At 46.1% G+C, this 20316-nt stretch carries 20 protein-coding genes; 6 read left to right on the top strand and 14 right to left on the bottom strand.

Translation table 11 applies throughout. The annotated features are described in order from the left end of the window. Positions 1–6: 6 nt before the first annotated feature. The 7 genes from pyk to dnaE all read right to left on the bottom strand — a co-directional run bounded on the left by pyk (position 7) and on the right by dnaE (position 10435). On the bottom strand, positions 7–1767 hold the full coding sequence (pyk, locus tag MHB63_14210; GenBank protein MEK3807672.1) for a pyruvate kinase: 1761 nt from the start codon (positions 1765–1767) through the stop codon (positions 7–9). 54 nt (positions 1768–1821) lie between these two features. Then, positions 1822–2781, bottom strand: a complete 960-nt coding sequence (pfkA, locus tag MHB63_14205) for a 6-phosphofructokinase (GenBank protein MEK3807671.1) — start codon at positions 2779–2781, stop codon at positions 1822–1824. A gap of 337 nt (positions 2782–3118) precedes the next feature. Then, positions 3119–4096, bottom strand: coding sequence for an acetyl-CoA carboxylase carboxyl transferase subunit alpha (gene accA, locus MHB63_14200; protein ID MEK3807670.1), 978 nt, complete (start codon positions 4094–4096; stop codon positions 3119–3121). After that, complete coding sequence (gene accD / locus MHB63_14195; protein MEK3807669.1) at positions 4090–4953, bottom strand: acetyl-CoA carboxylase, carboxyltransferase subunit beta; 864 nt, start codon at positions 4951–4953, stop codon at positions 4090–4092. The genes accA and accD overlap by 7 nt, the downstream gene beginning before the upstream one ends. 126 nt (positions 4954–5079) lie before the next feature. Next, entirely contained in the window at positions 5080–5706 is a 627-nt protein-coding gene (locus MHB63_14190) for a GntR family transcriptional regulator (GenBank protein ID MEK3807668.1), read from the bottom strand. Between the two features lie 10 nt (positions 5707–5716). Next, entirely contained in the window at positions 5717–6952 is a 1236-nt protein-coding gene (locus MHB63_14185; GenBank protein ID MEK3807667.1) for a malic enzyme-like NAD(P)-binding protein, read from the bottom strand. Between the two features lie 120 nt (positions 6953–7072). Beyond that, complete coding sequence (gene dnaE / locus MHB63_14180) at positions 7073–10435, bottom strand: DNA polymerase III subunit alpha (protein ID MEK3807666.1); 3363 nt, start codon at positions 10433–10435, stop codon at positions 7073–7075. Between the two features lie 132 nt (positions 10436–10567). On the opposite strand from dnaE, the gene MHB63_14175 reads away from it, so the two are divergent. From MHB63_14175 to MHB63_14165, 3 genes are all read left to right on the top strand, one after another. Continuing rightward, positions 10568–10906 carry a YtrH family sporulation protein gene (locus MHB63_14175; GenBank protein ID MEK3807665.1) on the top strand — a complete coding sequence of 113 codons (339 nt, stop codon included), beginning with the start codon at positions 10568–10570 and terminating at the stop codon, positions 10904–10906. Continuing rightward, entirely contained in the window at positions 10903–11406 is a 504-nt protein-coding gene (gene ytrI, locus MHB63_14170; protein MEK3807664.1) for a sporulation membrane protein YtrI, read from the top strand. The genes MHB63_14175 and ytrI overlap by 4 nt, the downstream gene beginning before the upstream one ends. Positions 11407–11541: 135 nt before the next feature. Then, positions 11542–11724 carry a hypothetical protein gene (locus MHB63_14165; protein ID MEK3807663.1) on the top strand — a complete coding sequence of 61 codons (183 nt, stop codon included), beginning with the start codon at positions 11542–11544 and terminating at the stop codon, positions 11722–11724. A gap of 15 nt (positions 11725–11739) precedes the next feature. Here the strand turns inward: MHB63_14165 and MHB63_14160 are convergent, their stop codons facing one another. Then, entirely contained in the window at positions 11740–12681 is a 942-nt protein-coding gene (locus MHB63_14160; protein MEK3807662.1) for a bifunctional oligoribonuclease/PAP phosphatase NrnA, read from the bottom strand. A 146-nt stretch (positions 12682–12827) separates the two neighbouring features. On the opposite strand from MHB63_14160, the gene MHB63_14155 reads away from it, so the two are divergent. Beyond that, a complete protein-coding gene (locus MHB63_14155) occupies positions 12828–13124 on the top strand; it encodes a YtpI family protein (GenBank protein ID MEK3807661.1) in 297 nt (98 codons plus the stop codon). 60 nt (positions 13125–13184) lie between these two features. Here MHB63_14155 and MHB63_14150 read toward each other — a convergent pair whose 3' ends face one another. From MHB63_14150 to MHB63_14140, 3 genes are all read right to left on the bottom strand, one after another. Beyond that, complete coding sequence (locus MHB63_14150) at positions 13185–14504, bottom strand: DRTGG domain-containing protein (GenBank protein ID MEK3807660.1); 1320 nt, start codon at positions 14502–14504, stop codon at positions 13185–13187. A gap of 65 nt (positions 14505–14569) precedes the next feature. Beyond that, positions 14570–14803 carry a hypothetical protein gene (locus MHB63_14145; GenBank protein ID MEK3807659.1) on the bottom strand — a complete coding sequence of 78 codons (234 nt, stop codon included), beginning with the start codon at positions 14801–14803 and terminating at the stop codon, positions 14570–14572. Between the two features lie 97 nt (positions 14804–14900). Further along, on the bottom strand, positions 14901–15581 hold the full coding sequence (locus tag MHB63_14140) for a metal-dependent hydrolase (protein ID MEK3807658.1): 681 nt from the start codon (positions 15579–15581) through the stop codon (positions 14901–14903). A gap of 123 nt (positions 15582–15704) precedes the next feature. Here MHB63_14140 and MHB63_14135 point away from each other — a divergent pair, with 123 nt between their 5' ends. Next, the gene (locus tag MHB63_14135; protein MEK3807657.1) at positions 15705–16058 is read left to right on the top strand and encodes a hypothetical protein; all 354 of its coding nucleotides are present in this window, start codon (positions 15705–15707) and stop codon (positions 16056–16058) included. A 550-nt stretch (positions 16059–16608) separates the two neighbouring features. On the opposite strand, the gene ald is transcribed toward MHB63_14135, so the two are convergent. After that, on the bottom strand, positions 16609–17727 hold the full coding sequence (gene ald / locus MHB63_14130) for an alanine dehydrogenase (protein MEK3807656.1): 1119 nt from the start codon (positions 17725–17727) through the stop codon (positions 16609–16611). 185 nt (positions 17728–17912) lie between these two features. Continuing rightward, a complete protein-coding gene (locus MHB63_14125; protein MEK3807655.1) occupies positions 17913–18671 on the bottom strand; it encodes an SDR family oxidoreductase in 759 nt (252 codons plus the stop codon). A gap of 141 nt (positions 18672–18812) precedes the next feature. Here MHB63_14125 and MHB63_14120 point away from each other — a divergent pair, with 141 nt between their 5' ends. Beyond that, on the top strand, positions 18813–20108 hold the full coding sequence (locus tag MHB63_14120) for a cytosine permease (protein ID MEK3807654.1): 1296 nt from the start codon (positions 18813–18815) through the stop codon (positions 20106–20108). A gap of 15 nt (positions 20109–20123) precedes the next feature. On the opposite strand, the gene MHB63_14115 is transcribed toward MHB63_14120, so the two are convergent. Further along, on the bottom strand, positions 20124–20291 hold the full coding sequence (locus MHB63_14115) for a hypothetical protein (GenBank protein ID MEK3807653.1): 168 nt from the start codon (positions 20289–20291) through the stop codon (positions 20124–20126). Positions 20292–20316 lie beyond the last annotated feature (25 nt).

Below are 20316 nucleotides of genomic sequence, written 5' to 3'. Positions count from 1 at the left end.
ATTCACTTAAAGTACGCTTGCGTGTCCTTGGTAGATGGCTCCACGTGATCCGTCTACTGTGATTTCCTGTCCGTCTTTTAAGATAGCTGTTGCGTTTTCAACGCCGACAATAACAGGAATTCCAAGGCTTAAGCCTACTACAGCAGCATGACTTGTCAAGCCGCCTTCTTCTGTAATAAGAGCTGCTGCTTTTTCAAGCGCAGGCATCATGTCGCGGTCTGTGCTTTGAGAAACCAGAATGGCTCCCTGTGTCATTTTTGCTTCTGCATCAGCAGCTGAGCTTGCTACTACAACTTTGCCGAATGCCGTTTTGCGGCCAATGCCCTGGCCTTTAGCGATAACATCGCCGACTACATGAACTTTCATCAGGTTCGTTGTGCCTGTTTCTCCGATCGGTACACCAGCTGTGATGACAATCAGATCACCATGCTTGACTACACCTGAAAGCAGAGATTCCTGAACAGCCTGATCAAGCATTTCATCTGTTGATGAAGACTGTTCGCCGTTGCGTGAATGTACGCCCCATACAAGAGCAAGCTTGCGTGAAACAGATTCACATGATGTAACCGCAACGATTGGAGCTTTAGGACGGTATTTTGAGATCATGCGTGCAGTATGGCCGCTTTCAGTCGTTGCTACAATGGCAGCTGCCTGAAGGTTTAAGCCTGTATGTGCAACCGATTGTCCGATAGCATCCGTAATCGTCATATCAGCCTGCTCGCTGCGTTTTGCAAGAATCTGCTTGTAATCCAGTGCCTGTTCTGCACGTGATGCGATGTTGTTCATTGTTTGAACAGCTTCAACAGGGTATGAACCGGCTGCTGTTTCACCAGAAAGCATGATTGCATCGGTACCGTCGAAAATGGCGTTTGCAACGTCACTTGCTTCTGCGCGTGTAGGGCGCGGGTTGCGCTGCATGCTGTCAAGCATTTGCGTAGCCGTGATAACCGGCTTGCCTGCTGCGTTGCACTTTTTGATCAATTCTTTTTGAACTAGAGGCACTTCTTCTGCCGGAATTTCAACGCCAAGGTCTCCGCGCGCTACCATCAGGCCGTCTGATACTTCAAGAATTTCATCGATGTTGTCGACGCCTTCCTGGTTTTCAATTTTCGGGATGATCTGGATTTGAGGAGCTCCATTTTTTTCAAGCAATTCACGGATCTCAAGAACATCTGCTGCGCGGCGCACGAATGATGCAGCGATAAAGTCCACTCCCTGCTCAATTCCGAACAAGATGTCATTTGCATCTTTTTCTGTGATTCCAGGAAGTTTTACACTTACTCCCGGCACGTTGACGCCTTTTTTATTTTTAAGTGTTCCAGTGTTAAGGATCTTAGTTCTGATTTCATTGGCCTGCTTATTGATTTCAATGACTTCAAGACCGATCAGACCGTCATCAAGCAGGATGATTGAACCTGTATGAACATCGTTGATAAGACCTTCGTAAGAAATGGAGAACTTGTCTGCTGTACCAAGAACTTCAGTCATAGATACCGTTACTTCAGATCCTGCTACGAGTTCAATTGCTCCGTCCTGCATAGAGTGCGTGCGGATTTCCGGTCCTTTCGTATCAAGAAGGATGGCAACATTCTTATTAAGCTTTGCAGCTGCTTCGCGGATATTTTTGATGCGTGCTCCGTGCTCTTCAAAATCTCCATGGGAGAAGTTCAGGCGCGATACGTTCATGCCTGCTTCCATCAATTGTGTAAGCTTCTCTACACTTTCACTTGCAGGGCCGATCGTACAAACTATTTTCGTTTTTCTCATTCGATAAATTCCTCCTGTTTATTGGTATGAAAACGATACCAGTCTGATGGGATATCAGATGGATAATTCTTTTGAAAGCTGGTACATGTTCTGATCAATCGTATGCGGTGTGTCTAGAATTTCGAGGATATCATTGTTTGTCAGCTTGTTATTCTGGATGCCGACCGCACGTCCGCCTTTGCCTTCAAGAAGCAGTTCTACAGCGTAAGCTCCCAGGCGGCTTGCAAGGACTCTGTCAAATGCTGTTGGCGATCCTCCGCGCTGAATGTGGCCAAGAACGGAGACACGTGTTTCGAGGTTTGTAGCTTCTTCGATCTTTCTTCCGAAGTCAACTCCGCTTCCGACGCCTTCAGCAACAATGATGATACTGTGCTTTTTGCCGCGGTCTGTTCCGTGCTTCAGACGGGCAAGTACATCTTCCATATCATAGTCAACCTCAGGAATCAGAATGGTTTCTGCTCCGCCTGCAAGGCCGGACCATAGTGCAAGATCTCCTGCATGGCGTCCCATTACTTCAATTACATATGTACGCTCATGTGAAGTTGCTGTATCACGAATTTTGTCTATTGCATCAATCACGGTATTTAGTGCCGTGTCAAATCCGATTGTAAAATCTGTCCCTGGAATGTCATTGTCAATGGTGCCTGGAACGCCTACGCACGGGAAACCGTGTTCAGTCAGTTTTTTAGCTCCCATGTAAGAACCGTCTCCGCCGATGACTACAAGGCCTTCAATGCCGTGCTTTTTCAGCTGTTCGATGCCTTTGAGCTGGCCTTCAACCGTTTTAAACTCCGGGCAGCGGGCTGTGTAGAGCTTTGTACCACCGCGGTGGATAATATCTCCTACCGAACCGAGTTCAAGTTTTTCTATATGGCCTGCAATTAAGCCTGAATAACCATGATAAATGCCGAACACCTCTACGTCATGATAGATCGCTTTACGTACGACAGCGCGTACGGCAGCGTTCATGCCAGGTGAATCTCCTCCACTGGTTAATACGCCGATTTTTTTCATTTTTCTCACCCCAAAGTAGTATGTGATATTAAAATAACATGAAGAAATGGGCAATACAATAGACAAGAAACGACAAATGTCGAAAATTCACGTTACCTTTAAACCTTTCTCATTATACAATAAAACCGCCTGTCCTGAAGGGTTTTCAGCGAATCTTTGAAAATTAAGTCAAGTAAACGCTTCCTTTTCGGATTGTCGAATAATCTCACTCACATGAACTGGCTGTTTTTCTATGAATAACCAGATTTGGCATTCTTCATTTATGATTTAAGGTCTGCAAAACAGTCCTTTCAAAAAAAGAAACGTGCCGCCTTCCTGACGAAGGCTACACGTTAACCTATTTTACCCCAATAATTTCCTCTGCAAACGAAACCTGGCCGATTCTTTTAAACTTTTCATAGCGGTGCTGAATCAGCTGCTCTCCATTGAGTTTTAAAAGCTCCTTCAGAGAATCATGAATGACCTGATTCATATTTTTTGCCTGTTCAGCAACATCCCTGTGGGCGCCGCCTTTTACTTCTTTGATGATTTGATCAATAACACCCAGTTCTTTCAGGTCCGGTGCAGTAATTTTCATCGTTTCCGCTGCCTTTTTGGCAAGCCCTGAATCTTTCCACAAAAGGGCCGCAGCTCCTTCTGGGGAAATAACCGAATAGGTTGAATTCTCAAGCATATGGATGTGGTTGCCGACTCCAAGAGCAAGCGCACCTCCGCTTCCGCCCTCGCCGATTACGATACAGATGACCGGTACGGATAACCCCGCCATTTCAAAAAGGTTCTTTGCAATGGCTTCACTTTGGCCGCGTTCTTCGGCTGCTTTTCCAGGGTATGCTCCTTTTGTATCAATCAGGCAAATGATCGGACGGCCGAACTTATCAGCCTGATGCATCAGCCTGAGCGCCTTGCGGTAGCCTTCGGGATGAGGCATTCCGAAGTTTCTGCGGATGTTTTCTTTTGTATCTTTTCCGCGCTGATGACCAATGACCGTTACAGGAAGTCCGTTAAATTTGGCAATTCCGCCGACGATGGCTTCATCATCCCCGTAATAGCGGTCCCCGTGAAGCTCAAAAAAGTTTGTGAAGAGCTTTTCAATATAGTCAAGTGTTGTCGGACGGTTCGGATGTCTTGCAATCTGAACTCTGTCCCACGGCTGAAGATTTGTATAAATTTCTCTCTCAAGCTTTTCAAGGCGTCCTTCAAGTTTTGAGATCTCAGCAGACAAATCCACATCTGTACTCTCTGTAAACTCTTTCAGTTCAGAGATCTTTGCCCTCAGTTCTGTAACGGGCTTTTCAAATTCCAGTTCCCCTACCATGAAGATGCACCTCCTGAGGAATGAAGCTCAAGGATATTCGAAAGAGTATCCTTCATATCGAGACGGTTGATGACCGCATCAAGCTGACCGTGTTTTAAAAGAAATTCTGCCGTCTGGAAATCTTCCGGAAGATCTTCCCTGATCGTCTGTTCAATAATCCGTCTGCCGGCAAAACCGATCAGCGCTTTCGGTTCAGCAAAATTGTAATCTCCCAAAGAGGCAAAGCTTGCTGATACACCGCCTGTTGTCGGGTGTGTCATAACAGAAATGATCAATCCGCCGTTATCACTGAACAGTTTCAGGGCAGAGCTCGTTTTGGCCATCTGCATGAGGCTTAAAACACCTTCCTGCATTCTCGCTCCGCCTGAAGCTGTAAAGATGATAAATGGAAGTTTTCTTTCATTCGCGCGCTCAATCGCTCTCGTAATCTTTTCTCCAACGACTGACCCCATGCTTCCCATCCGGAAGGTTGCATCCATGACCGCAACCACGGTCTGATTGCCGTTAATGGCTCCCTCGCCTGTTACGACCGCTTCATTCATCTTTGTTTTCTTCCGGTCTTTTTCTACTTTTTCAAGATAGCCCGGAAAATTAAGAGGGTTTTCAGAAACCATCTCTTTATCAAACTCTTTAAATGTATGCTCATCAAATAAACTCTTAATGCGCTCTTTGGCATTCATTGTATGGTGGTGGCCGCAGTTCATGCACACGCGCAGGTTTTTATTTAATTCTTTCGTATACATAATCTTTTTACAGCTTGGACATTTTGTCATAATTCCTTCAGGCACATCGTGCTTTGCCTGATCTGAAGGAATGGATGCATATTTCTTTTTCTTTGAAAATAAATCCTTTAACAAATCGCTGCCTCCTTTTCTATGAAAACGACCGGGCAATTGCCAGACCGTCATCCATTTTTTTGCAGGCTGTGAAGCTGCGCCGCTGATAATAAGCCGGCAGCAGGGAAGCCTTTCCGAAAAAAGATGTTATGCCTTATCGGCACTTTCTTTATGAGCTAGAGTGTAAAAAGATTGGAATACACGATTTTCGTCCTTGGAAAGCAGTCCGTCAATGATTTCTTCATAGACGGCTTGAGATCCGGTTTCAGGTTTGGGCTGAATCAGCTTTACGTATTCGCTGACAACTGTCCAAATGCGGTACAGCAGAAAATTATCCGACAGTTTCATAAGCTCTGTCATGAATGCTGCATGGGTCATCATCTCTTGCTTCAACCTGTCTCTCAGTTCTTTCAGTTCCGCCTCGCGGTCTTTTGCAAGCAGGACCTGCAGGGCATTATATTCAAGAAGCTTATTCATCTCAGTAAGATCAGAAATCGCATTTTTATCCTGAAGAATAAAGGTGCCGAGAATTTCGACAAGGTCATTGTCGCGAAAGTCTTTAATAAATGTGCCTTCCCCGCGCCTCGTTTCAATGATCCCCAGGAGCTCAAGCGCCCGAAGCGCTTCTCTGACAGAGGAACGCCCGGCCTGAAGCCGTTCGGCAAGCTCGCGTTCAGATGGAATCTTATCGCCCGCAGCGAGCCCGTCTTCTTTGATGATCGACCTGATTTCGCGAAGAATTTCAATATATACTTTAGGTTTGGATGCACTCATTGTACATCACTCACTTTGTTTCAATAATCGCAAGCTGCTTCGTTTTTTCTGCAATTTCCTCAGGATCGGCTTTTATTCTGGCCACTCCGGTTTCCATTGCTGCCCTCGCAACAGCCGCCGCCACCGCAGGAGCAACCCGGGCATCAAATGGAGCCGGTATGACATAATCCGCCGTCAGTTCCTCAGTTGAAATCAGGGCAGCAATCGCTTCTACAGCCGCAATTTTCATTTGTTCATTTATGTGTGTAGCGCGCACATCAAGCGCCCCGCGGAAAATGCCCGGAAAAGCGAGAACGTTGTTTACCTGATTCGGGAAATCGGAACGGCCTGTTCCGATGACCATCGCGCCCGCTTCTTTCGCTTCATGGGGCATGATTTCAGGAACAGGGTTTGCCATAGCAAAGATGATCGGATCTTTTTTCATGGATGCAATCATTTCCTTCGTTAAAGCTCCTTCTACTGAAACACCGATAAACACGTCCGCATCTTTAATGACGTCGGCAAGGCTTCCCTCTGTGCGGTCACGGTTTGTATATTTGGCGACTTCCTCTTTTACACTGTTCATTCCGTAAGAGCGGCCTTCAAAGATCGACCCTTTGGAATCGCACATGATAATATCGCGCACACCGTAGCGGTAAAGCAACTTAATGATGGCAATGCCTGCTGCACCCGCTCCGTTTGCAACCACCCTGATGCTTGACATAGATTTGCCCGCAAGCTTCAATGCGTTCACAAGACCTGCCACTGTTACGATGGCTGTGCCGTGCTGGTCATCATGGAAAATCGGGATATTTGTTTCTTTTTTCAGGCGCTCTTCAATAACGAAGCAATTCGGAGCAGCAATATCCTCAAGATTTACGCCGCCGAAAGTAGGTTCGAGAAGTTTGACCGTTTCTACAATCTTGTCCACATCCGTTGTGTTTAAACAGATTGGAAACGCATCAACCCCTGCGAAGCTTTTGAAAAGAACAGCTTTCCCTTCCATAACAGGAAGCGCTGCCTCAGGTCCGATATTTCCTAGCCCAAGCACAGCCGTTCCATCAGAAACAACGGCAACCATGTTGCCTTTCATTGTATAGTCGTACACTTTATTTTTATCTTCATAAATCGCTTTGCAAGGTTCAGCGACCCCTGGAGAATATGCTAAGCTCAGGTCTTTAGCATTTCTGACTGGTACTTTTGATTTCGATTCAAGCTTTCCTTTATGAACTAGATGCATATGTAATGCTTCTTCGCGCAATGACATGTTCTCACTCCTTAGGGTCTATTTGGAGGTGGTCAGACCACCTCCAGCCAATAATAAATCATAACATAATTTTAAGTATTGTAAAGTCCTGTCTTTTTGTCCGGCACCGGACCTTTGTCCTTATTCTTTGACTGCTGCATTTTTCTCTCCGAGTAATTTTTTAAGCTCTGAAAGACATGCAGCACTCGCTTCTGTGTTATATTCATCCGGCAGTCTGACGCTCTTTTTCTCTTTTTCATAGTAGAGAATAACAGGCGTTGTGCCGCGGTGCTTTTTAAGAGTATTCTGCACGGTTTGAAGCTTTCCTTCCGCAAGATGCATTTCCTCGATTTTTAAAAAGAGCGTCTTTGCTCTTTTCTTCAGGTCCTCTACTGTTTCCGCATCGGAAATAATCAGCTGCGTGCGGTCGCTGCGGGTTTCCATTTTGCCTGTAAGAATGACCACATTTCCCTGATCAAGCAAATTCCGGGCCTTCGTATAAACGTTTGGAAAAGCGACCGCTTCAAGATCCCCGCTTTCATCACTTAAGGCAAGAAACGCCATGACCTCGCCTTTTTTCGTCCGGATCGTGCGCATGGCAGAAATGAACACGCCGACTTTCACTTTTTTCTGGCCGAAAAGCACGGCTTCACTCAGCGGAAGAACTCCCGCACGCTGAAACAGCGGCAAATGGGCTGAAGCAGGATGGCTTGAAAAATAAAAACCAAGCGACTCTTTTTCAAACTTCAGCTTTTCTTCTGTTTTGAACGGCTCAACTTCTATATATTTCGGCTTGATGCTGAATTCTTCCTCTTCTAAAAACAAATCAAATTGATTTTCATCATCTGTTGAAAAGAGGGCAGCATGTTCAATCGCAAGATCAAGGCTTGCAAGCAGAGTGGACCTCTCCATCCCAAACTCATCCATGGCTCCCGAAAAGATGAGAGACTCAACAACCCGTCTGTTCACGGTTTTCATGGATACCCTGGTGCAGAAATCAAACAGATCAGAGAATGCTTTTTTCTTTCTGGCCGCATAGATTTCTTTTACAGCGTTGACGCCTACACTTTTAATCGCATTCAGACTGAAGCGGATGCTTCCGTTTTCGACAAGAAAAGGATATTCGCTCTTATTAATAGAAGGAGGAAGAACTGTGACTCCATGCTGCTTTGCCTCACGAATGTACTGGGCGGTTTTTTCATCGTTTCCGATCACGCTCGTTAAAAGAGCGGCCGTAAAATAAACAGGATAGTGGGCTTTTAAATAGGCAAGCTGAAAGGAAATCATGCTGTAGGCAACAGCATGGCTCCGGTTGAACCCGTAATTTGCAAATTTGACGATTAAATCGTAAATATGGTTTGCAGACGCCCGGTCATAGCCGTTATTCAGACAGCCCGAAACAAAGTGCTCTCTCTCCCGGTCAAGAATTTCTTTTTGTTTCTTTCCGACAGCGCGCCTTAGAAGATCCGCTTCACCTAAAGAAAAACCGGCCATTTTAGACGCAATCTCCATGATCTGCTCCTGGTAGACGATAACGCCGTTCGTCGTTTGAAGGATGGGCAACAGGTCCGGATGCGGGTACTCGATTTGCTCTTCCAGGTGTTTCCTTCTAATGTAAAGCGGAATGTTTTCCATCGGACCCGGACGGTACAGGGCATTTACAGCCACTATATCTTCAAGATCTGTCGGCTTGAGCCGTTTCAGAACGCTGCGCATCCCGTCTGATTCAAGCTGAAAAACCCCTGTTGTATCCCCTTTGCCAAGAAGCTCGAACGTTTTATCATCCGCGTAGGAAATGCGGTCAAAATCGATCCGTTTCTTTTCATGGCGTTCGATTAAACCTGTGATCTGCTCAATCAGCGTTAAATTTCTGAGGCCGAGAAAATCCATTTTCAAAAGCCCGAGATCCTCAAGATAATCCATTGAAAACTGCGTTAAATAAATGCCGTTATGCCCCTCCTGGATCGGAACGATATCTGTAAGCGGCTGGCTGCTCAGCACCATGCCCGCTGCATGTGTGGAGGTGTGCCTCGGAAGGCCTTCAAGCTTTACGGCTGTTTCAAAAATCCTCCTGTACAAATCCGAATCATCCAGAAGCTGCTGAAGGTCTTTGGATTCTGAGAGAACCTGCTCCAAGGTGGACCCGGGCTTTGAAGGAATGAGCTTTGCCAGAACATCCGCTTCCTTGGCAGATGCCCCCATGACTCTCCCGACATCCCTGAGGGAAGCTTTTGCAGCGAGTGTGCCGAACGTCACAATTTGAGCAGCGTGCATCGCCCCGTACTTTTCTGCCACATACGAAATGATCTCATCCCTTTTAGAATCAGGAAAATCAATATCTATATCAGGCATATTTATGCGCTCGGGATTTAAGAAGCGCTCAAATAAAAGGCGGTGCTCAATTGGATCCACATCTGTGATTCTCAAAACATAGGCAACAAGTGAGCCTGCTGCAGATCCCCTTCCAGGACCTGTGAGAATTCGATGATCATGGGCATATTTCATGAAATCCCAGACAATCAGGAAATAGTCGCTGAATTTCATCTCCCTGATTACATTCAGCTCATAGTCAAGCCTTTTATAGTAGCTGTCTGGCGGATCGCTGAACCTCTCTTTGAGACCGGACAGGCAAAGGCGCTCCAAATATTCGTCAGCCGGAAGGCCGTCAGGTGCTGGATACTTCGGAAGACGGGTTTGTCCAAGTTCCATTGTGACCTGGCACATATCTGCTATTTTCAGAGTGTTTTCCAGAGCCTCGGGGCAATCCCTGAACAGCTCTGCCATTTCAGCAGGGGTTTTTAAATAATATTGATTGGAAGGAAGGGCGAAGTCACTGTCGTCTTCAAGCTTTGCTCCGTTTTTAATGGCCAGAAGGCAATTGTGGGCAAACGCATCTTCTTTTTCAATATAGTGAACGTTGTTAGCAGCGGCAGCAGGCACCCCTGTTCTTCCGCTTAATTCTAAAATTCCTTTCTCCAGTTCTTTATCTGTATGCAGGCTGTGGTTTTGGAGCGAAAGATAGAAATCGCCTTCATGAAACAGAGATTTATAGAGCAAAAGCGTTTTTTCCGCTTCCTCTTTATTCCCGCTCAAGACCGCCTGTTCGACCAGGCCCTTGTCGCCGGGTGTTAACCCGATAATTCCTGAGCTGTAGGATTTCATCCACCGGGATTTTATTCCTCCTGGAGATCTTGTTTGAAGGACACTGCTGATTTTGATCAGATTTCTGTATCCTTCATTGTTTTTGGCAAGCAGAACAAGGGGGTATCCGTCGCTTGCACCCTGTTCTTCGAGCGTAACAGACGCTATTAGCCCGATAATGGGTTTGATGCCGTGTTTCATGCATGTTTTATAAAACGCTACCGCTCCATACATCGTATGGAAGTCAGTAATCGCGAGTGATTTTGCTCCGTGGGCTGCTGTTTTTTCAACAAGCCGGTCAATTCGCGCGGAACTGTTCAGCAGACTGTAGGCACTTTGAACTTGAAGGTGAACAAATGGCAATCGCATGTCCCATCCTTTCTTTGAATCTCATCTTTTTATTATATTCTCTATTGAAAAGTGACACAAATTGAAGCCGTCCCATCTCATACTTCCATTGTTTGTCCATATACATAGAAGAAAGGGGTGAATCGCATGGAGGTTAAAGAGGCGTTTATTCCGGCCTTTATCAACAGTTATTTCATAGCACTCGGCGTTATTCTGGGCGGATCGATCGTTGGCGGCATCGGTGCTTACTTAGCAGGTGAGCCTCCGCTGTCGACCATTTACAGTCTCGCAAACAGACTGAAAATATGGGCCCTTGTCGCTGCAATCGGGGGTACCTTTGACGCTTTTTCAAGCTTTGAAAGAGGATTTTTTGAAGGAGAAACGCGTGATGTAATTAAACAGGTCCTGCTGATCATTTCAGCCATGGGCGGCGCGCAGACCGGCTGGCTCCTGATCTTATGGCTGACGCAGGAGACACCGGAATGAGAATTCCTCCATTATACAGACGCCCATCCTGGCAGCGGCTTTTTGGAGGCATGGTGCTCGGAGCCATCATCAGCTGGTGCATCTTCCTTTATATATACGGCGAGTGGCAGGAGAAGCTGGTGACAAAAATTGAAGAACAGACATACACAATTGAAGATTTGAAACAGACAAATAAAAGCTACTATGAGGAGATTCAGAATCTGAATAAAATCACTCAGGAAAAACTCCGGGTGCAGAAGATCAGCGTGACCTTAATGAACGGGGAACGCTATCAGTTTACGTCCCTGATGACATTTATGATTGAGGATCAGGTGAAAGAAGATGTATCTGATGTTTTGGCAAAGGATCTGGAAAGTGTTTATAAAACGAGAAAGCTGATGAAAAAAGCGGTTGAAAACAAAGTATATAAAATCGATGACAAGCAGTACCGGGTCGAAATTGAGGAAATGTTCATATACACCACCCTCTCAATCGAGCTTAAAGTCTCATTCGCAAAATAGAAAACGGGACCAATGAACCTTGCCGCGGGAACCGAATGGTTTATTTTTAGAAATTTCAATTAATTTACCCGCACTCCTTCCTGCCTTTCGGGTAGAATGGTAATAGCAGCAAACCCAAAATCAGGAGGAATGAGGATGTATGTCTTAAACCACAAACAGATGGCCCGGGAAAAAGCGGCACGCCTGAAAGAAGGCTACTCAGCTTATGCGGAGTCAAACGAGCTTGCTTCACTGATTAAAAAAGAACTTCTTGCACAGGGACTGACCTTTCACGAAGATTCAACTGAATTCGGGTACTGGTTTATCCCTGTGAAATAAGTTCATTTATCTTGTTTATTGAAAGCTCCGGCAAATGCTTTCAAGATCTGAAAGAACCTGATCCGCTTCTTCCCAGCTTGTAACAGATGCACCTGAAGCAAGCGGATGGCCGCCGCCGCGGTATTTTTTTGCCAGTTCATTAATAACCGGACCTTTGGATCTAAGCCTTACTCTGATTTGATCTGCTTCTTCTACAAAAAAGACCCATGCCCGAAGACCTTCAATATTGCCAAGCATGCCCACCAGCTGTGAAGCCTCAGAAGCACTCACTTCAAATTGCTCCAGGATCTCTTTCGTCAGGATCATGGAAGCAGCACCCGATGACGACAGCTTGAAATTCTGCAGCACATAGCCGCTGAGCTTAGCCGCATTATATTTTGTCTTATACATCTCATCATAAATGCCCGTAAACGAAAAATCATACTCAACAAGCTCACTGGCGTATCTTAATGTTTTTTTCGTCGTGCTTGGAAAAAGGAATCTGCCCGTATCGCCGACAATTCCCGCATAAATCAGCTCTGCTGCTTTGTCAGGCATAACAAGCCCGTCTTCTTTGCCCGCAAGATAAAATTCATAAATCATTTCACTGACAGAACTGGCGGACGTATCGACCCAAAGAAGGTCTCCATAAGGATCTTCATTTGGATGATGATCAATCTTTATGAGCTTTGCACCGGTATTGTAGCGCTGGTCACACACACGCTCCTGATTGGCGGTGTCGCAGACAATCACGAGCGCACCCTCGTAGTCACTGTCTTTCACGGTGTCCATTTTATATAAAAATTCGAGTGAGGGTTCACCAAGTCCCGCTGCAAGGACGTTCTTTTCCGGGAAAGAAGCCTTGATGATCTCTGCCAGTCCGCATTGCGACCCGTATGCATCGGGATCAGGACGAACGTGGCGGTGAATGATGATTGTTTCATACTGCTTAATCTCTGACAGAATTTCCTGTTTCATATGTAGTCTCCTTTTCGAACCTGATTATAGACTAATTAAAGCATAAAACCGTCCGGGCAGAAAGCGAATCTTGTCTTTGGTTATAGCAATCCTGCGCAAGAATGATTAAAATAGAGGATGTAAGTTTACTATGGAGGTTATTCTTAATGCCTGTACTTGTCATTCTGATCGTATTTGCCTTCTCTTTTTATCTTTTCTATAAAGTGAAGTTTTACAGAACTAGAAAGCCGATGGAAAAACAGTGGCTCTCTGCAAAATCGAGCATCGCACTGGGTGTATTTGTGTTTTTGTTCGGCCTGAACCAGCTGTTTTTATTTCATTCAACGGTTTCATTGATCGTTGGAATTATTTTTATGGTTGTCGGACTTGCCAGCAGCTGGGCCGGCTACAAAGCCTATAAGCACTATCTTCCTCACGCTGCAAAAGAAGCAAGGGAAGGCTGACCGTTCAAAAAAGCAGGCAGGAAAACCTTTCGTTTTCCCTGCCTGCTTTTTTGCATATATTCAGCTTCTCTCAATCAGCTGCACCATCAGCATGGCTTTGCCTACTGCCACTCCGCTGCTGAATACTTCTACATCAATCTTTCCGAACTTGCGCCCGACTTCAAGGATCTTCGGATGCACTTCAAGCATACTGTCCATCTGAACAGGCTTCATAAAATAAATCGTGATGTTTTCAACGACAATCTCGCCTTTTTTCTGTGTGCGAAGGTACCGGTTTGTTGCTTCTGTCACAACGGTTGTAAATACACCATACGAAATCGTGCCGAGATGATTGGTCATTTGCGGGGACACTTGAAAACGGTAGACATTCGCTTTTTTGGCATCCTCAGCCGTGACAATAAACTGATTGGTCACGATGTCATCCAGCTTCTCTCCGATTTGAGGCTGCCTTTGAATCATCTGCAGCGCTTGAAGAACGTCCTGACGGCTGATCATTCCTTCCAGCCGGTTGTTCTGATCGACTACAGGCAAAACCTCAATGCCTTCCCAGACCATCATCTGAGCTGCTGAGGCAACAGATGTTTTCCCAATGACCGTGATTGGATTTTTCGTCATGACTTTCTCAACGATCACACTGCGGTCATACCCCATTACGTCTTTTGAGGTGACCATACCCTGTACCCTCAGCTGGTTATCAATGACCGGAAAACGGCCGTGGCCTGTATTCACATTATGCTGATACCACGCGTCTACTGTATCAGTCGTTTTCAGGCATATCGTTTTATCAAGCGTTGTCAGAATATCTTCAACCAGAACAATTTCCTTTTTGATCAGCTGATCGTAAATCGCTCTGTTAATCATGGTTGCTACAGTAAACGTATCATAGCTTGTTGAAATAATCGGAAGCTCGGCTTCATCAGCAATTCTTTTTACATGCTCGTCGGTGTCAAATCCGCCGGTAATCAACACGGCTGCACCCGCTTCAATGGCGAGCTGATGGGCATTTGTCCGGTTCCCTACGATAAGCAGATTCCCCGCACCCGTATAGCGCATCATCGCCTCAAGCTTCATGGCGCCGATGACAAACTTGTTGAGCGTCTTATGGAGTCCCGCCCGTCCGCCGAGGACTTGTCCATCTACAATATTTACAACTTCAGCGTATGTGAGTTTTTCAATATTTTCTTTCTTTTTCTTTTCAATTCTTATCGTTCCGACACGCTCAATCGTGCTTACATAGCCTTTGTTTTCAGCTTCTTTAATCGCACGGTATGCAGTGCCTTCACTAACGTTCATATCTTTTGCGACCTGCCTGACCGAAATTTTTTCCCCGATCGGGAGGCCGTCAATATGCTGCAGTATTTGTTCATGCTTTGTCGCCAAGCTTCTTCACCCTTTTTTATCAGCCATTCTTTCTTTTTCTATTATAAGGGTGAGACCGCTTTATATCAACGCGCCTCTGCACGCTGCCTGACTTTCATCTTGCGCACTTGCGCCTGTTTTGCTTTGTGTTTTTTCGGTGCATACATCAGACCCGTTAAATTCCCGCCTGCAGCAAAAAGAGCAAATAGAATCCAGATGAGAGAAAACAGGCTTTCAAGAGGATTTGCACTTGAGATATCCAGTCTTGGCAGTGCATAAAACAGCATGGCTCCCGCCAGCAGCAAATAAAGAATACGCATATCAACCAGCTCCTTTTAAACAGCTTGGTTCATTTTATGCGAGTGGAGTGGCTTTCATGAAAAAAATGCAGGCTTTCGCCTGCATTTTTGCTGGTGCTTATAGTTTAATAGAGTCTCCCGCTTTCATGACTTTTCCCATTTTATCTGGAAGACTGTCCGCAAAATCCTGTGGATTCTGCTCAATCACAGGAAATGTATTGTAATGCATTGGAACAACGGTTTCCGCCTTGATCCATTTTGCTGCTATGGCTGCATCCTCCGGCCCCATTGTAAAATTATCGCCGATCGGCAGAAACGCAAGATCAATCTCTTCGAGTTCCCCAAGAAGCTTCATATCTGAGAAAAGACCTGTATCTCCTGCGTGATAGACTGTTTTTCCGCCATGTTTAAAAAGTATTCCGGCAGGCATCCCGGTATAAACGATTTTTTCTCCTTCTTCCTCATAGCTCGAGCCGTGGAAAGCCTGAGTCAGCTTGACCGTGCCAAAATCAAATGTGTGAGATCCTCCAATGTGCATCGGATGAACATCAAGTCCCTTCCATCCTAAATATGTAGCAAGTTCAAACGGCGCCACAACGAGCGCATTATTTTTCTTTGCAAGCTCAATCGTATCGCCAACGTGATCATTGTGCCCGTGTGTTAGCAAAATAACATCTACTTTCAAGTCATCCGTCTTCAGGTCTGTCTGACCGTTCCCGTTAATGAATGGGTCAATAATAATCGTGTGCTGATCGGTTTGAATCTGTACAACAGAATGGCCATGGTATGAAACGTTCATTTCTCTCACTCCCATTTAATTGATAGTTTTATCGTACTAAAAATGGATGGGGCTGTCGAATGTGAGGTGCGGGAGAATGGGTTTGAGAGACTTCTTTTTTTGGAGGCGGGGTTTGATGAATTTTTGCGTTTAGTGCTATCAAACGGATTGGCGCTGCTTTTGAGGGTGCTATTTCCGTCGTTCAGTGCCTTCAAAACGCTTCCGACAGCTCTTGAGGGTTCTTATCCGGATGTTCAGTGCCTTCAAAACGCTTCCGGCCGCTTCTTGAGGGTTCTTTTCCGGCTGTTCAGTGTCATCAAAACGCTTCCGACAGCTCTTGAGGGTTCTTATCCGGATGTTCAGTGCCTTCAAAACACTTCCGCCCAGCTCTTGAGGGTTCTTTTCCGGCTGTTCAATGCCATCAAAACGCTTCCGGCTCCTCTTGAGGGTTCTTATTCTGCTGTTCAGTGCCATCAAAACGCTTCCGGCTCCTCTTGAGGGTTCTTATCCGGCTGTTCAGTGCCTTCAAAACACTTCCGACAGCTCTTGAGGGTTCTTATCCGGCTGTTCAGTGCCTTCAAAACACTTCCGGCTCCTCTTGAGGGTTCTTATTCTGCTGTTCAGTGCCTTCAAAACGCTTCCGGCCGCTTCTTGAGGGTTCTTATTCTGCTGTTCAGTGTCATCAAAACGCTTCCGGCTGCTTCTTGAGGGTTCTATTCCTGCTGTTCAGTGCCTTCAAAACGCTTCCGACAGCTCTTGAGGGTTCTTATCCGGCTGTTCAGTGCCATCAAAACACTTCCGGCTCCTCTTGAGGGTTCTTATTCTGCTGTTCAGTGTCATCAAAACGCTTCCGGCTCCTCTTGAGGGTTCTTATTCTGCTGTTCAGTGCCTTCAAAACGCTTCCGGCTGCTTCTTGAGGGTTCTATTCCGGCTGTTCAGTGCCATCAAAACAATTGCATACAGCTCTTGAAGGATCCATTCCCGCCGTCCTGCAAAACCTTGCTCCCCCACAAAAAAAAGACACGGGCTCTTCATGCCCGCATCCAATCTATTCACCAAGAAGAGCTCTTGCATCTGCGTAAGTTAACGAATGCGCTTCTGCGACTGCTTCGTAAGTGACAAATCCCTTTAATGTGTTAACGCCTTTTAAAAGCGGTTCATTTTCAAGGCACGCTTTTTTGTATCCTTTGTTTGCAATCTGCACCGCATATGGAACGGTCACGTTTGTCAGCGCGATTGTCGAGGTCCGCGGCACGGCCCCCGGCATATTTGCCACAGCATAATGTAGGACCCCGTGCTTTTCATACGTAGGATGATCGTGAGTTGTGATTCTGTCGGTTGTTGCAAAGATGCCCCCCTGATCGATGGCAATGTCAACAATTACAGAACCGGGCGTCATGCTCTGGACCATCTCTTCTGTCACGAGCTTCGGTGCCCGTGCTCCTGGGATGAGGACCGCACCAATGACAAGATCTGACTGGGCCACAGCGTATGCAATATTAAATGGATTGGACATCAGTGTGGAGATTTCTTTGCCGAAAATGTCATCAAGCTGGCGGAGCCGTTCCGGATTCACATCAAGCATCGTCACATCCGCCCCGAGTCCTACCGCGATTTTCGCAGCATTTGTGCCTGCTACTCCTCCGCCGATGATGGCAACTTTTCCTCGCTTTACGCCTGGAACTCCTGAAAGCAGGATGCCCTTTCCGCCTTTTGTCTTTTCTAAAAACTGTGCACCGATTTGTGAAGCCATTCTGCCGGCCACTTCACTCATTGGCGTCAGCAGCGGCAGGGACCGGTTTGGGAGCTGGACCGTTTCATACGCAATGCCTGTGACTTTCCGATCGATCAAAGCGCGCGTCAGCTCAGGCTCTGCTGCCAGATGCAAATAGGTAAACAGGATCAGGTTTTCGCGGAAATACTGATATTCAGAAGGCAGCGGCTCTTTTACCTTCATCACCATTTCCATCGACCAGGCTTCTTCCGGGGAAGAAACGATTTTCGCCCCTGCTTCTGTATACTGGTGATCCGGAAAACCTGATCCTTCGCCTGCATTTTGTTCAATATAGACTTCATGTCCTGCCTGAACAAGGTGAACAACGCCGGCCGGGGTCATAGCAACACGGTTTTCATTATTTTTAACTTCCTTGGGGATGCCGATTTTCATACATCTTCCTCCTGTGCCATTACATTCCGTTTCTGCTATAAGTATTTCCTTTCTTTAGTATATGGAAACACACGAAATTTGGAAATCCATTCCTGGTAAATGTGCGCATCTGAACGGGCTCTTCTTCCACAGCGATCCCCATTAAAACAACATGCAAAAAAACCCCGGAATATCCGGGGTTTCTCTTATGGTCTGCGGCTCAGCACGTTGACTGCCCCTGAAGCTTCAACGATGGCTCCAGTGATCATATCAGAATCTTCCTCGCACAAAAAGGAGATGAGCCTGCCGATATCTTCTCCTGTGCCGGATCTGCCTACAGGTGTTTCAGAGTCGGGTGTTCTTCGAGACTTATGGATGGATGCTTCCTTCATCTCCCCAACAATATTGCCCGGGCAAATCATGTTCGCCGTAATGCCGTTCTCCGCTTCTTCGATGGCAATTGTCTTTGTCAGAGAAGCAAGCCCTGTCTTTGCCGCGCTGAAAGCAGAACGGTGGAGCCAGCCGGATGATGATTCAGCTCCCTGAAATCCATAGGTGATAATCCGTCCGTACTGCTGCTGTCTCATGACCGGTATCACTTTTTTGAAAAGATGAAAGACCGCGCTCAGGTTGCCTTCAATCATTTCATACCACTCGTCATCTTCATAATCTGCAAGCTTCTTGCGCTCAAATATGTATGGCCCTGCATTATTGATTAAGCAGTCAATCCGGCCGAATTTGCTGAGAGTTTCATCCGCAAGCTTTATGAGATCATCTTTTTTTGTGACATCGCCTTTCAAAAAAAGCATGCGTTCGCTTATGTGCGCATATTTTTCTTTTAGCTGCAGCACAGCATCTTCATCGCTGCGGTAATTGACCGTAACGGAATAGCCTTTCTCAAGGAAGATTTCCGTCACTTTTCGTCCCAGTCCTTTGGAACCGGCTGTAATAATTGCGTGTCTCAATGGCAAAATCCTCCTCGGTGGTCCGGGAAATGTAATGCTGCTTCTTTTCCATTGTATTGAACAGAAAGGAATCTTACAATAATCTTATCTGCGCTGAATGTTTTTCACGGTGCGTTCACTTTAAAAAAAGGCGGAATACATATGTCTCAACCTGCAGTACAGTCAAAAATGGAACGTTTTGGTCTGGAAGCTGTTCCAAAGGAGCTCCGCAGCACATCATGGTTTGATTACTTTCTGATTCAATTATCTTTTTCGGTGAATGCAGGCAATTTCCTTCTTCCTGCTCTGGCCGTCATGGAAGGAGGGCTGTCTGTTATGCAGGCAGCAGTCTCCACAATCATTGGAGCTGCATTCGCCTTTTTATTTGTCTCTCTGCTCTCCTTGCCGGGCTCCGTTCACGGAATCCCTGCCCAATATGCAATAAGATCGTTTATCGGGGTCAGCGGAGCGCGTTTTTTCTCATCGCCAGTCAGAACACTGACCTCCCTATACTGGTTTTGTGTTCAAACAATTGGCGGAACGTTTATGATCATAGAAATCTGCAGGCGCTATTTTTCTTTTTCCCCTCATTTTGCTCTGACTGCCGTGTTTCTTGGGATTTTCATGGCTGCTGTCGCTGCAGCCGGGTTTGATGCCGTCAAGCGCATGACCAAGTATTTTCTGCCATTCCTTCTTGCGGGGCAGGCTGTTATGGTTTATTTATATTTTACTGCAGAACCTGCTCTCTTATCATCGCCAAGTGTGCCGGAATATTCTTCCTCATCCCTGCCTGTAATGGCTTTTTATGCGAGCCTCGTGTTTGTCCAGTATATTTCAGGTGTCAGTGCTTCTGCTGATATGGCAAGATACGCAAAATCTCCAAAGCAGGGATTTTTCGGACTCTATGCAGGCAATCTGTTTGGTTTTATCCTGACCGCATTTTTCGGCGCTTACAGCGCGGCTCATTTCGGGGAGCTGAATCCCTTCATTTCAGCGAGTGCGCTGACAGACTCGGTGACGCTTGTATCTGTCATTCTGATCTGTTCCATATTGTCCATGTTTTCCATCAATTTAAACAATGCGTATACAGGGGCTTTCAGTCTGCTTAATATTTTCCCTTCGCTTGGAAGACTGAAGAGTGCAGTCGTGTTCGGGACAGCCGCTGTCGCATGCAGCACGATGCCCACTTTAGTGACAGAAGCATCCTCCTTCATTTCATGGATGGGCTCTGCCATCGTCCCGCTGTCTGCTGTAATTATTGCTGAATTTACATACTTGCAACTAAAGGGAAGGGAATTGCATGTACGAAAGCTTAACAGGAAAGGTGCAGCGGCCATCCTGTGCGGCATTGCGTTTTATTGGATCATCCCGGAATCTCTGTCCCCGGGGTTTGTTTCTTTCCTATTTACACTTCTCCTGTACAGCGCTTTGCTGAAAGGACAAAAAAAGTCATCCTGAGATGACTTTTTTTGTTTACTCTGATTCTTCTCTCGGCTGCAGATTTTCCTGCAGGAAGTTTTGCTCATATTGCTGCTCAACGACTCCGCTTGAATACGCTTCAGTAATTAATTGAGACGTTTCATTTTCTCCTTCGTAATCGAAGTAGGCAGAATGGTTTTTAGGATCCTTTTCTTTTCCCATCTTCCTTCAGCTCCCTGTCACCTGA

The organism is Bacillus sp. FSL H8-0547, from assembly GCA_038002745.1.
In the GTDB taxonomy this organism is placed as follows: Bacteria; Bacillota; Bacilli; order Bacillales; family Bacillaceae; genus Bacillus_P.
This window is presented reverse-complemented; position numbering and strand designations above follow the sequence as displayed.

Bases quoted from the DNA above. Each gene is read 5' to 3' on its own strand.
- MHB63_14185 (MEK3807667.1), bottom strand. From the start codon at position 6,952: ATGTCATTGCGCGAAGAAGCATTACATATGCATCTAGTTCATAAAGGA.
- MHB63_14160 (MEK3807662.1), bottom strand. From the start codon at position 12,681: ATGAAACAGGAAATTCTGTCAGAGATTAAGCAGTATGAAACAATCATC.
- MHB63_14145 (MEK3807659.1), bottom strand. From the start codon at position 14,803: ATGCGTATTCTTTATTTGCTGCTGGCGGGAGCCATGCTGTTTTATGCA.
- MHB63_14165 (MEK3807663.1), top strand. From the start codon at position 11,542: ATGTATGTCTTAAACCACAAACAGATGGCCCGGGAAAAAGCGGCACGC.
- MHB63_14140 (MEK3807658.1), bottom strand. From the start codon at position 15,581: ATGAACGTTTCATACCATGGCCATTCTGTTGTACAGATTCAAACCGAT.
- ytrI (MEK3807664.1), top strand. From the start codon at position 10,903: ATGAGAATTCCTCCATTATACAGACGCCCATCCTGGCAGCGGCTTTTT.
- MHB63_14175 (MEK3807665.1), top strand. From the start codon at position 10,568: ATGGAGGTTAAAGAGGCGTTTATTCCGGCCTTTATCAACAGTTATTTC.
- MHB63_14190 (MEK3807668.1), bottom strand. From the start codon at position 5,706: ATGAGTGCATCCAAACCTAAAGTATATATTGAAATTCTTCGCGAAATC.
- MHB63_14115 (MEK3807653.1), bottom strand. From the start codon at position 20,291: ATGGGAAAAGAAAAGGATCCTAAAAACCATTCTGCCTACTTCGATTAC.
- accA (MEK3807670.1), bottom strand. From the start codon at position 4,096: ATGGTAGGGGAACTGGAATTTGAAAAGCCCGTTACAGAACTGAGGGCA.
- pfkA (MEK3807671.1), bottom strand. From the start codon at position 2,781: ATGAAAAAAATCGGCGTATTAACCAGTGGAGGAGATTCACCTGGCATG.
- ald (MEK3807656.1), bottom strand. From the start codon at position 17,727: ATGAAAATCGGCATCCCCAAGGAAGTTAAAAATAATGAAAACCGTGTT.
- MHB63_14155 (MEK3807661.1), top strand. From the start codon at position 12,828: ATGCCTGTACTTGTCATTCTGATCGTATTTGCCTTCTCTTTTTATCTT.
- pyk (MEK3807672.1), bottom strand. From the start codon at position 1,767: ATGAGAAAAACGAAAATAGTTTGTACGATCGGCCCTGCAAGTGAAAGT.
- MHB63_14120 (MEK3807654.1), top strand. From the start codon at position 18,813: ATGTCTCAACCTGCAGTACAGTCAAAAATGGAACGTTTTGGTCTGGAA.